The organism is Streptomyces sp. NPDC051987, from assembly GCF_040680735.1.
Lineage (GTDB): Bacteria > Actinomycetota > Actinomycetes > Streptomycetales > Streptomycetaceae > Streptomyces.
Window position 1 is genome coordinate 1 of sequence record NZ_JBFAXI010000157.1, and the last position, 11454, is coordinate 11454.

The 11454-nt window shown below is 73.0% G+C and carries 9 protein-coding genes and 1 pseudogene; 2 read left to right on the forward strand and 8 right to left on the reverse strand.

Annotated elements, in window-relative coordinates; genetic code table 11:
* Window positions 1–58: 58 nt before the first annotated feature.
* The gene (locus AB0M11_RS40020) at window positions 59–901 is read right to left on the reverse strand and encodes a sulfurtransferase (protein WP_365713664.1); all 843 of its coding nucleotides are present in this window, start codon (window positions 899–901) and stop codon (window positions 59–61) included.
* 340 nt (window positions 902–1241) lie between these two features.
* On the opposite strand from AB0M11_RS40020, the gene AB0M11_RS40025 reads away from it, so the two are divergent.
* Window positions 1242–2045, forward strand: coding sequence for a VOC family protein (locus AB0M11_RS40025; protein ID WP_365713666.1), 804 nt, complete (start codon window positions 1242–1244; stop codon window positions 2043–2045).
* Window positions 2046–2100: 55 nt separating this feature from the next.
* Here the strand turns inward: AB0M11_RS40025 and AB0M11_RS40030 are convergent.
* The 6 genes and pseudogenes from AB0M11_RS40030 to AB0M11_RS40055 all read right to left on the reverse strand — a co-directional run.
* Window positions 2101–2418: pseudogene (locus AB0M11_RS40030) on the reverse strand (thymidine kinase); the annotation flags it as partial.
* A gap of 91 nt (window positions 2419–2509) precedes the next feature.
* On the reverse strand, window positions 2510–3760 hold the full coding sequence (locus AB0M11_RS40035) for a M23 family metallopeptidase (RefSeq protein ID WP_365713668.1): 1251 nt from the start codon (window positions 3758–3760) through the stop codon (window positions 2510–2512).
* Between the two features lie 220 nt (window positions 3761–3980).
* Complete coding sequence (locus AB0M11_RS40040; RefSeq protein WP_365713670.1) at window positions 3981–4631, reverse strand: thymidine kinase; 651 nt, start codon at window positions 4629–4631, stop codon at window positions 3981–3983.
* A 213-nt stretch (window positions 4632–4844) separates the two neighbouring features.
* Window positions 4845–6038 (reverse strand): nucleotide pyrophosphatase/phosphodiesterase family protein, encoded by a 1194-nt coding sequence (locus AB0M11_RS40045; protein WP_365713671.1) that lies wholly within the window; start codon window positions 6036–6038, stop codon window positions 4845–4847.
* Window positions 6038–6634: a DUF5998 family protein gene (locus tag AB0M11_RS40050; protein ID WP_123973540.1), complete on the reverse strand. Its 597-nt coding sequence runs from the start codon at window positions 6632–6634 to the stop codon at window positions 6038–6040. The genes AB0M11_RS40045 and AB0M11_RS40050 overlap by 1 nt, the downstream gene beginning before the upstream one ends.
* A 139-nt stretch (window positions 6635–6773) precedes the next feature.
* A complete protein-coding gene (locus tag AB0M11_RS40055) occupies window positions 6774–9692 on the reverse strand; it encodes a GNAT family N-acetyltransferase (RefSeq protein ID WP_365713672.1) in 2919 nt (972 codons plus the stop codon).
* Between the two features lie 177 nt (window positions 9693–9869).
* Between AB0M11_RS40055 and AB0M11_RS40060 the strand changes: the two genes are divergently transcribed.
* Complete coding sequence (locus tag AB0M11_RS40060) at window positions 9870–10151, forward strand: HPr family phosphocarrier protein (protein ID WP_365713674.1); 282 nt, start codon at window positions 9870–9872, stop codon at window positions 10149–10151.
* Window positions 10152–10449: 298 nt separating this feature from the next.
* Here the strand turns inward: AB0M11_RS40060 and AB0M11_RS40065 are convergent, their stop codons facing one another.
* Window positions 10450–11145, reverse strand: a complete 696-nt coding sequence (locus AB0M11_RS40065; protein WP_365713675.1) for a GntR family transcriptional regulator — start codon at window positions 11143–11145, stop codon at window positions 10450–10452.
* Between the last annotated feature and the right edge of the window lie 309 nt (window positions 11146–11454).

Sequence of the window (11454 nt, forward strand, 5' to 3'; positions counted from 1 at the left end):
ATCGCCGTGCGCACGCGCCCCTGCTTGGCCGTGCCGTACGACTGCTGCGCGGCTGCCGTCACAGCGGGTCGGGGCCGACCGCCACCGGACGGGACGGGTCGGCGGACCACTCCGACCACGAACCGACGTACAGGGCCGCCTCGATGCCCGCGACGGCCAGCGCCAGCACCTCGTGGGCCCCGGAGACACCCGAGCCGCAGTACACGCCCACCTCGGCCCCCTCGGCGGCGCCCAGGCCCTTGAAGCGGTCGCGGAGTTCGGCGGCGGACAGGAAGCGGCCGTCCGCGCCGACGTTCTCGGCGGTCGGCGCCGACACCGCGCCGGGGATGTGACCGCCGACCCGGTCGATCGGCTCCACGTCCCCCCGGTAGCGCTCCCCCGCGCGGGCGTCGAGCAGCACACCCGAGCGAGCCAGCGCCGCCGCCCCGTCCGCGTCGAGCAACCGCGCCGCACCCGGGACCGGTTCGAAGTCGCCCTCGGCCGGCTCGGTCACGTCAGTCGAAAGAGCGCCCCTCCAGGACGGCAACCCGCCGTCGAGGACCCGCACGTCCGGGTGACCCGTCCAGCGCAGCAGCCACCAGGCGCGCGCCGCCGCCCAGCCCTGTCCGCCGTCGTAGACCACGACCGGCCGGCCCGCCGACACCCCCGCGCGGCGCATCGCCGCGCCGAAGACGGCCAGGTCGGGCAGCGGATGCCGGCCCTTCTCGCCCGGCGGCGAGGCGAGTTCGCCGTCCAGGTGCACATAGACGGCACCCGGCAGATGCCCGGCCGCGTAGGCCGCCCGGCCGTCGAAGGGCGGGGTGCCGGGCGCGGTCAGCTGCCAGCGGACGTCCAGCAGCACGGGCGGGGTCGGCCCGGTCAGGGCGTCGGCGAGTTCGGTTGCGGTGATGATGGCTTCCATGGCCCCATCCTTACGCCAGGGGTGGCCGCATCGTCCAGGTACGACTACTCTGCTCGGCCGGACAGGCTCGATCACCCGGCGTACGGGATCGGGCACGTGCTGTACAGCTGATGGACACCCGACGGCAATCGGCCGGAAAAGGGCGAGAAGCGGCAGATCAGGCATCCTCGCGGCGACGCCGTGCCACGGACGTCTCGCGGCGACGCCGCGGCACAGCCGTGGGCGCAGGGCGCCACGGACGGTGCGAGCAACGGCACGGGGCGTGTCCGCGGCTGCGGCACAGCCGGTCCGGACAGCGGAAGCGACACGGCCACCGCGAGGGGCCGAGGAGAGAGTGACGATGACCGAGGTACGGGGATCGGCGGGCGCGAACGGCGGCACGCACGCTCGGCGCGCGCCCGGCACCCCCTGCTGGGTGAGTCTGATGGTGCACGGCTTGACCACGACCGAAGAGTTCTACGGAGCCCTGTTCGGCTGGGAGTTCGAGCCCGGACCCCAGCAGCTCGGCCCCTACGTGCGGGCCCTGCTCGACGGCCGGGAGGTCGCGGGCATCGGGCAGCTGCCGCCGGACCTGCGGCTGCCGATCGCCTGGACCCCGTACTTCGCCTCGGACGACGTGGACCTTACGGCGGAGACGGCCCGGCTGTGCGGGGGCACGGTGGGTGTCGGCCCGCTCGACGCGGCGGAGGCCGGGCGGATGGCCATCGCCTGCGACCCCTCGGGGGCGGTGTTCGGCATCTGGCAGGCCTCGGCCCACCTGGTCACCTCCCTGACCGGCGTCCCGGGCACGCCCGTCTGGGACGAACTGCTCACCTTCGAGACGTCGAACGTCGCCAAGTTCTACGGGTCGGTGTTCGGTTACGAGGAGGAGCCGGTGGTCTCCGCCGGCTTCGACTACGTGACCCTGCACGTCGAGGGCCGCCCGGTGGCCGGCGTCCACGGCGTCGGCCTCTCGCTGCCCCGGGAGCGGGGGCCGCACTGGCTGACGTACTTCGAGGTCGCCGACGCGGACGCGAGCCTGCGTGAGGTCGCCGAGCTGGGCGGGCAGGTGCTGAAGCCGGCCCGGGACAGCGCGCACGGGCGGGTCGCGACGGTGGCCGACCCGGAGGGCGCGGTCTTCTCGGTGATCGAGAGCCCGCGCTGACCCGGCGCCGGCGCGGACCCGCACTACGGGACCGCCGTCCTACCGGACCGCCGCCCTACAGGACCGGCAGTACGTCCGGGGAGAGGGCCGCCGCGCGGGCCGTGGCGCTGGTCATGCGCCTGCGGTGGTGGCGGCGGCACAGGACCTCGTAACCGGCCTTGCCGGCCGACTCGTCGACGTCCCCCACGACCACCTGGGCGCCCTCGACGACCATCTCGCCGTCGATCGTGCGGGCGTTGTGGGTGGCGCGGGCGCCGCACCAGCACGGGGCCTCCACCTGGAGCACCTCGACCCGGTCGGCCAGTTCCACCAGCCGCTGGGAGCCGGGGAAGAGTCTGGAGCGGAAGTCGGTGGTGATGCCGAACGCGTAGACCCGAGGACGCGCAGGACGTGACGAGGCGGCCCGGGCACGTCGTCCGTGCGGGCCGGAGGGCCGACTGCCGTGATGAAGGGCGTGGTGTGGTCTACGAGCGGACGGTCCGGCCCCGGCACAGCGGGCCCGAGACCCCCTCGAACTCCAGGTCGAGGCCGACGCCGTCGCGTTCGGCGTGGATGTGCAGGTGCGGCTCGGTGCTGTTGCCCGAGTTGCCGACCTCGCCGAGCACCTGCCCGGCGCGCACGGTGTCGCCCTTGGCCACGGTCACGGTGCCGGGGCGCAGATGGGCGAGCTTGACGATCTCGGCGCCCGTGTCGATCCACACGTGGTTGCCGTAACGGGGCTGGTAGCGGATGAGGCCGGGTTCCTGGTCGTCGATGTGGTCGGCGGCGGAGACGACCGTCCCGTCGCAGGGGGCGTGCACGGGCTGCCCGTACACGAGATAGCTCATGTTCCTGCCGCCCGCGCGGTCGCCTCGGGCGCGGTGGCGCGCCCGTGCACCGCCGGGGCCGACCTGGAGTATGTCCAGGGCACCCCGCTGTTCGGGGAAGGCGAAATGATGGTTGAGGCCGCGCCCTCCGCCCTGCGCGATGTACCAACTGCCGCCCCGTAGGGGGAACACGAGGGGGCGGGAGACGGCCGTTCCCCAGCGGTGGCGTCGTGCCCGGACGAGCAACGCGCCGAAGACGCCGACCAGGACGAGGCCCACGACGGGCTCGGCGGCATTGCCACCGGAGACGGGCAGCCCGGGCAGGCACCACGCGGAGGCAAGAGCGACGAGCGCCCCGGCCTCCACGGGCCGGCGGATCCACCACGGGAACCGAGCGGGGGTGAACCGGCCTTCCAGGGCCACGTAGCCGGCCACGACGATGAGCACCCTTCCGCACCAGACGATGCGGGAAGGCGCCTCCCAGCACGCTTCGATGCGCAGGACGAGCAACAGTGCCAAGACGATCCACCCGAACGCTCCGCGTACCTGCGGCGGGATGCGCAGGCGCGGTGGCCGGTACGCTCCCGGCTGGATCAGGAGCTCGTCGAGTCGCAGGCCGTCCTGGCTGACGGCGAAGGCGAGGGCTCGGCCGGTGGTGCCCTCGATCACCAGGCCGTCGCGGCTGTCGCGTATGCGGGTGACGTCTCCGATGCGCGCGAGCGTGACGTCCACGATCTCGTCGAGCCGTGCGCGGCCCACGGCGGCGACCACGCGCGGCGCGAGATGCTCCCGGTCGGCGGCCTCGGCGGTGAGGAAGCGGTACAGGGCTTGCGCCGCGGTACCTGCCGACCCGGGGTCCGGCCGCCCCGCCTGGCGGGGCGTCGCTGATTCTCCGGTCGTGTCACGCATCGGGGGTACCGTCCTGTCCGGCCGGCATGGCCACGGGGGTCGTTCCGCCTGCGGGCAGCGGTGCCCGACGACGTTGCGACAGCCAGTCCTTGACGGACCTAAAGCGCCGGGCAAGCGACCGGCAGTCGTCGTCACGCAAGCAGTTCCGCACGGTGACGGGGCTGCGCAAGGCCGGCACTTCCGCCTTTCCCGGCATTTCTCTTGGTCGCCGAACCCGACGTCAGGTCGACGCGACCGGCAGCACATCGGGGGACAGCGCCCCTGCACGAGCCGCGGCACTCGTCATTCTCCTGCGGTGGTGGCGCCGGCACAGCACCTCGTACCCCACGTCCTCCGTCGGCCGGTTCACGTCTCCGACCACGACCTGTTCGCCCTCGACCACCATCTCCCCGCCCACCGTCCGCGCGTTGTGTGTCGCCCGGGCACCGCACCAGCACATCGCCTCGACCTGCAGCGTCTCCAGCCGGTCAGCCAGCTCGATCAACCGCTGGGAGCCGGGGAAGAGCCGGGTACGGAAGTCGGTGGTGATACCGAACGCGAACACGTCCAGATCCAGATCGTCGACGATGCGGGCCAGCTGGTCGATCTGCTCCGGCGCCAGGAACTGCGCCTCGTCCACGATCACATAGTCGACCTTGCCACCCCGCGACAGCTGCTCCACCACATAGCCGTACAGATCCCGGCCCGGACCCGCTTCCACCGCGTCGGTCACCAACCCCAGCCGCGACGACAGCTTCCCCTCACCCGCGCGGTCGTCCCGCGTGAAAATCACACCCTGAAGCCCCCTGGCCGACCGGTTATGGCCGATTTGTAGCGCCAAAGTACTCTTCCCGCAGTCCATCGTTCCCGAGAAAAACACCAATTCGGACATCAGCGGACCGAGGCCTTCCCGGACGGACGAGAACAGACACATCCAGCACCGACCGTGCGGGAACGATGCGGGACGACACCGCCCACGGAACCGCCGACCGACGGCGAACACCCAAGCAGGTCGGTCGACTTCCCGCAGTCCATCGTTCCGGAGAAGAACACCAGCTCGGGCATGGGGAGGTGCGCACCTTTCGGGCGGTGGTGGGGCAGGGCGTCAGGAGCGTACTTCGAGCAGCGGCACGAGCTGCTCCGCGGGGGTCATCGAGCCGTGGTTGCCGACCATCGCCGACTCCTTGGGCTCCCGCTCGGAGGCGATGATCAGGACGTCGTCGTGCGCGGCCGCGAGGACGTCGCCGATCCGGTCGTACACCCGCTCGTCGAACCGGTCCGGCGGGCCGAACCAGCCCGCCGAGATCGCCTCGTCCCGCGAAGCCACCCAGAACTGCTCGCCGAGCACCTCGCGCCAGCAGGTCAGGACGTCGTTCACGGCTCCCGGCACCGCGTAGACGTGCCGGGCCCGTCCCTCGCCGCCGAGCAGGGCGACGCCGGCGCGCAGCTCCCAGTCCTCGTCGAAGTCGATGCGGTGCTGTTCGTCGAACGGGATGTCGACCATGCCGTGGTCGGCGGTGACGTACAGCGCGCTGCGCGCCGGGAGCTGTTCGGCGAGCCGCTGGACGAGCCGGTCGACGTGCATGAGCTGGCCACGCCAGGTGTCGGAGGCGACGCCGTAGCGGTGCCCGGCGCCGTCCAGCTCGGCATAGTACGTGTACACCAGGGAGCGGTCGGCGGCGGCGAGTTGCTCCGCCGCGAGGTCCATGCGCTCCTCTCCGGTCAGCCGCCCGTGAAACGTTCCGCCGCTGAGCGCGACCTTGGTGAGCGGGGTGTGCTCGAAGTGCGGGGAGGAGACCTGGGCCGCGTGCACGCCGGCGTCCTGGGCGAGCTGGAAGACAGTGGGGTACGGCTGCCAGGCGGCCGGGTCGGTCCAGGGCTGCCAGCGCAGCTGGTTCATCAGCTCCTGGGTCTGCGGGTTGCGGACCGTGTAGCCGGGCAGGCCGTGGGCGCCGGGCGGCAGGCCGGTGCCGACGGAGGCCAGGGAGGTCGCGGTGGTCGCCGGGTAGCCGGCGGTGATCGGCCGGCCCGTGCCGCCGCGTGAGCTGCCGAGCAGCGAGGTGAGGAAGGGTGCCTCGTCCGGGTGGGCCTTGATCTGCTCCCAGCCCAGCCCGTCGATCAGGAAGACGCAGTTGCGGTCGGCGGGCGTCAGCTCGGTGATCGACGCGGTCGTGCCAGGTACGGCCATGCCCGCGGCCAGGGTGGGCAGCAGGTCGGCGAGGGAACCGCTGCCGTACTCGGGCAGCGGCGCGGAACCGAGGGCGAGCGGTTCGGGATGGTCCCAGGCGGCGTAGGCCATCAGCGGGTGACGTCCGCGGTCGCCTCGGAGATGGCCTGCGCGAAGGCGAGCGCCTGGCGCACCGTCTCCGGGCCGTCCCCGGCCTCGCTGACCCGCAGGCTGAGGTCGTCCGCCGTGGAGTTGCCGGTGTAGCCGTGGTCGGCCTCGCAGTTGGGGTCGCCGCAGGCGGCGGGCTCCAGGTCGATGCGGGAGACGGCGCCCCAGCCGATGGTCAGCACGATCTCGCGGGGCAGGGTGCCCGGCGTGTACTGCTCCGGGTTGGCCACGACCCGGCTGACCACGACCGACGAGATCCGGCCGAGTTTGACCGACTCGGTGGAGGTGGTCGCGTACGGGGTCGGGGAGGTGCTGTCGGCGGCCTGCTCGTCGGTGTGGCTGACGATGAAGCGGTTGCCGGTGAGCACGAGCACGGTCACGTGCCGCCGCACCTCGTTCTGGTCGAACGTAGTCTCCTGGTGGACCAGGTACGACCGGATCGGCTCGCCGCCCACGGCGGCCTCCACCGCCTCGGCCACGAGGGCCGGGTAGTAGCCGCTGCGCTCGATCGCGACGCGCAGCCCCTGGGTCGTCGTACTGGTCTTGGCCATGGCGTCCATCCTAATCCGTGGTCAAGGGGGCACGGGCCAGTCGCGCAGGGTCGGGCCCGGCGCCGGCGCGGGCGGGTGCGGCCGGGTCGAACGCCGCCGGGGGGTGCGGACGTTCGTTCGCCCCGGTGGCCCGGCGACCGGTGCGCGGTCAATAGGCGGGCAGGGTACGCGGGCCCAGGTCGTCGCGGGCCGGCGGTGGCGCCAGGCGCACGGTGGCGCCCAGGACGCTCACGCCCTGCCGCGCGACCACGACCGGTTCCAGGGTGACCGCGACCACCTCGGGGTGGTCGTCGACCAGCCGGGAGACCCTGAGCAGCAGCTCCTCCAGGGCGGGCGTGTCGACGGGGGCCGAGCCGCGCCAGCCGAACAGCAGCGGCGCGGTCCGGATCGAACGCACCAGCGAGGTCGCGTCCCGGTCGGTGACCGGGACCAGCCGGTGCGCCATGTCCCCGAGCAGCTGGGAGGCGGCTCCGGCGAGGCCGAAGGAGACCACGGCTCCGGCGGCGGGGTCGATCACGGCCCGTACGACGGTGTCCACGCCCCGGGGCGCCATCCGCTGCACCACCGGCCGCAGCTCCTCGGGCGGCCCGAACAGCTCGCACAACTCGTCGTACGCCCGGCGCAGTTGCTCTTCGTCCGCCAGGTCGAGGCGCACTCCGCCGAGGTCGGCGCGGTGCCGCAGGTGCGGTGCGGTGGCCTTGAGGGCGACGGGGAAGCCGAGGGCGCCGGCGGCTTCGACGGCGGCATCGGGGGTGGGGGCGGGCAGGGCGCGGTGCACGCCGATGCCGTACGTGCCGAGGAGCCGGCAGGTCTCCTCGACGCCGAGGGTGAGCCCTTGGCCGCGTTCGAGCAGGGCGCCGATCAGCTCGGCGGCGCCCCTCTCGTCGATGTCGTCGTACTCGGGCACCTTCCCGGGGTCGGCGGCCTCCCGCCGCCACTGCCCGTACTTCACCGCTTCGGCGAGCGCCCGCACGGCCCGCTCGGCCGCGGGGTAGGCGGGGATGAGGCGGGAGTAAGGGTGGGGGGCGGCATCCGGGGACCGCGGCGGCGTGCCGGACGGCGCCTTCGCTCCCGGCGTCACCGCGACGGGCGGGCGCTCCGCAGGGCGACGGGGGTCCCCCCGCTCGAGCGAAGCCGAGAGGGGGGAAGGGCGGGCACCGCCACCGGTGCCGGCTGCCGTCGGATCGGCGTGCGGTGCGGTACGGCCGGCGGCCGAAAGCGCCTCCGCCAGTCCCCCGAGCTCCACGTGCACCACGAGCACCGGCTTCCCCGGAACCTCTTCGGCGGCCGACCGCAGCGCCTCAGCCAGCTCCGCGTCCCCCACCGTCCCCTCCCCGATCGTCGGGATCGCCGTGACGACCACCGCGTCGCACGACTCGTCCGCCAGCGCCCGCGACAGCGCCCGGTGGAAGTCCGCCGCCGTCGCCCCGGTCGTCAGGTCCAGCGGGCGCGCCGGGCGCAGCCCCTCGGCCAGGCACCGGTCGTACGTCAGCAGCCCCAGCGACTCCGAGTTCCCGAGGATCGCCACCCTCGGCCCCTTCGGCAGCGGCTGCCGCGCGAGCAGCAACCCCGCGTCGACCAGCTCGGTGATCGTGTCGACACGGATCACCCCGGCCTGCCTGAGCAGCGCGGACACCGTGGCGTGCGGCAGCCGCGTGGCCTGCACCGCGTGGCCCGGCGGGGCCTGTCCGGCGCCCTGCACCACGACCAGAGGCTTCGCGGCCCCCGTCCGCCGGGCGAGCCGGGTGAACTTGCGCGGGTTGCCGATGGACTCCAGGTACATGAGGACGACGTCGGTCTCGGGGTCGTCGTACCAGTACTGCAGGACGTCGTTGCCGGAGACGTCCGCGCGGTTGCCGGACGACACGAAGGTGGAGACGCCCGTGGTGCCGGTGACCCCGCCGCCGCGCCGGTGCAGCCGGGACAGCAGGGCGATGCCGATGGCGCCGGACTGCGCGAACAGACCGATGCGGCCGGGGCGTGGCATCTCGGGCGCGAGGGAGGCGTTCAGCCGGACGTCGTCCGCGGTGTTGATGATCCCGAAGGCGTTGGGGCCGATGATGCGCATGCCGTACGTGCGCGCCTGCCGGACGAGCGCGCGCTGGCGCTCGCGGCCGTCGGGGCCGCTCTCCGCGTAGCCGGAGGCGAGGACGACGAGTCCCTGGACGCCGTGTGCGCCGCACTCGGCGACGACGTCGGGCACGCGCTCGGCGGGGACGGCTACCACCGCGAGGTCCACGGGGCCGTCGACGTCCCGCACCGAGCGGTGCGCAGGCACTCCGTCGACCTCCTTGACGTCGTCCGGGAAGGCGTGGTTCACGGCGTGCAGACGGCCGGTGTACCCGGCGTCCCGGAGGTTGCCGAGGACGCTGCGGCCGACGCCGCCGGGCGCGCGGCCGACGCCGATCACGGCCACCGAACCGGGGGCCAGCAGCCGCCGTACCGAGCGGGCCTCCGCGCGCTGCTCGCGGGCGCGCTGCACGGCGAGGGAGCGGTCGGTGGGCTCCAGGTCGAACTCCAGGCGGACGACGCCGTCCTCGAAGCTGCGCTTCTGGGTGTAGCCGGCGTCCGTGAACACCTTGATCATCTTGGTGTTCGCGGGCAGCACCTCCGCGGCGAAGCGGCGGATCCCGCGCTCGCGGGCGACGGCCGCGATGTGCTCAAGGAGGGCCGAGGCCACACCCCGCCCCTGGTGGGCGTCCTGGACGAGGAAGGCGACCTCGGCCTCGTCGGCGGGCGCGGAGGCGGGCGTACCGTCGGCGCCAATGCGGTCATAGCGTACGGTTGCGATGAACTCGCCGCCGACGGTGGCCGCGAGTCCCACCCTGTCCACAAAGTCGTGGTGCGTGAAGCGGTGGACGTCCTTGGCGGAGAGCCTGGGGTAGGGCGCGAAGAAGCGGTAGTACTTCGACTCGTCCGAGACCTGCTCGTAGAAGCTGACCAGGCGGTCGGCGTCATCAACGGTGATGGGCCGGATGCGCGCGGTACCGCCGTCGCGCAGCACCACGTCAGCCTCCCAGTGGGACGGGTACTCGTGCCGGTCCTGCGGGTCCGCCGGGGTCTGCATGGGCCCCAGAGTACGGCTCGCGTCCGACAACGGCGCGAGGCAGTCTGTGGAGGACGGAAGCCGGGCCGAGGCCGCGGTCCGGCGACACCGCCGGAGGGACTGGATGTCCGCTCCGGGGATGCTTCACGATATGGAAAACTGGTCTAGACAACCCTGAACACCGAAGGGCAGCATCACATGGCTGAGCGCCGCGTCAACGTCGGCTGGGCCGAGGGCCTCCACGCCCGCCCCGCTTCCATCTTCGTCCGAGCCGCCACGGCCGCAGGCGTCCCGGTCACGATCGCCAAGGCCGGGGGCAACCCCGTCAACGCGGCCTCCATGCTGGCTGTCCTGGGGCTGGGCGCCCAGGGCGGCGAGGAAGTGGTCCTCGCCTCCGAGGCCGAGGGCGCGGACGCCGCCCTCGACCGCCTGGCCAAGCTGGTCGCCGAGGGTCTCGAGGAGCTTCCCGAGACCGTCTGAGCACCCAGCACCGCACGTCCAGGGCCGCGCCGACTCCCACCGGGTCGGCGCGGCCCCGCCGCTTCCGGGCAGAGCCCCGCACGGCTGTACGACAGGGCCGCGCACGGCTTTACGACAGAGCCGCGCACCGCTTTGCGAGGGGCCGGCCCCGAGCTGGTGAAGATTCTGACACCCGGCTTTAACGCGGACACAACGCGGACACACGAAAGAAGTGCGACCGCCAATTCTCGGCGCGCACGAATTGGGGCACGGAAAACAAGCCCCGCCGAATAACACCTCTTTGTATACGGCGCGCGTGTTAATGCCGCAGGCCCGACATGTTTACGGGATGTTGCGAAGTCCTCACACCGTTCGCCCGTTCGGTGGCGCCGGAAAAGCGGAGCCGGTGGGAGACAGTCGAGCGCTCGGTGTGCAGCGCCGTGATCGCGCGGGCCCGCTCGCCGTCACCGCGCGCCACGGCGTCCACGATGGCCCCGTGCTCGGTCCAGGACTCCGCCGGGTTGACGGGCGTCTCCACCGTGTACATCCACGCGATCTTGTGCCGCAGCTGGGTGAGCGTCGAGGTCAGTGCGTGGCTTCCGGAGGCCTGCGCGAGGGTCTCGTGGAACCAGCCGCCGAGGGAGCGCAGGTCCTCGCTGTTGCCCCGCCTGGCCCGCTCCTGGCCCAGCCTGACCAGTCCGCGCAGCACCTTGAGATGGGCCTCGGTGCGGCGCTGCGCGGCCCGCTGGGCACCGAGCGGTTCCAGGAGCATGCGCATCTCCAGCAGGTCGGCGGCCTCCTGTTCGGTCGGTTCGGCGACGCACGCGCCCGCGTGCCGGCGCGTCACCACGAACCCCTCGGCCTCCAGGGTGCGCAGGGCCTCGCGGACCGGCACACGCGAGACCCCGTAGCGGCGGGCCAGCAGTTCCTCGGTGAGCCGGCTGCCGCGCTCGTAGACACCCGCGACGATGTCGTCCCGGATCGCCGTGCATACCGAGTGCGCCGGAATACGCATGACCGACCTCCGCCTTAATCCCCGTGAAACGCCGCCGAGTGGCGCCCGTTCCGTGACTCTATTGCAATGAGCCGGAATTTCCGACGGCGGACCGGAATCCGGGGATATATTTTGGACAGCGGGTGCACGAAAACGGCGAAAGCCCCGGCGCGGGGGCCGGGGCTTCGGAAGCTCTCACGAGTTGTCGCCGGCGACTTGCGGGTGCGGGTGCGTGGGGGTTGCTCGCGCCCCCCCCGGGGGCCGCGGGGCACGGCGCGACCCCCCCCCCCCCACCCCCCCCCCACCCCCCCCCCCCCCACCCCCCCCCCC

What these genes read in the sequence shown, in the direction of transcription:
- AB0M11_RS40020 (WP_365713664.1), bottom strand. Translation starts at nt 901, where the DNA reads ATGGAAGCCATCATCACCGCAACCGAACTCGCCGACGCCCTGACCGGG.
- AB0M11_RS40025 (WP_365713666.1), top strand. Translation starts at nt 1,242, where the DNA reads ATGACCGAGGTACGGGGATCGGCGGGCGCGAACGGCGGCACGCACGCT.
- AB0M11_RS40035 (WP_365713668.1), bottom strand. Translation starts at nt 3,760, where the DNA reads ATGCGTGACACGACCGGAGAATCAGCGACGCCCCGCCAGGCGGGGCGG.
- AB0M11_RS40040 (WP_365713670.1), bottom strand. Translation starts at nt 4,631, where the DNA reads ATGTCCGAATTGGTGTTTTTCTCGGGAACGATGGACTGCGGGAAGAGT.
- AB0M11_RS40045 (WP_365713671.1), bottom strand. Translation starts at nt 6,038, where the DNA reads ATGGCCTACGCCGCCTGGGACCATCCCGAACCGCTCGCCCTCGGTTCC.
- AB0M11_RS40050 (WP_123973540.1), bottom strand. Translation starts at nt 6,634, where the DNA reads ATGGACGCCATGGCCAAGACCAGTACGACGACCCAGGGGCTGCGCGTC.
- AB0M11_RS40055 (WP_365713672.1), bottom strand. Translation starts at nt 9,692, where the DNA reads ATGCAGACCCCGGCGGACCCGCAGGACCGGCACGAGTACCCGTCCCAC.
- AB0M11_RS40060 (WP_365713674.1), top strand. Translation starts at nt 9,870, where the DNA reads ATGGCTGAGCGCCGCGTCAACGTCGGCTGGGCCGAGGGCCTCCACGCC.
- AB0M11_RS40065 (WP_365713675.1), bottom strand. Translation starts at nt 11,145, where the DNA reads ATGCGTATTCCGGCGCACTCGGTATGCACGGCGATCCGGGACGACATC.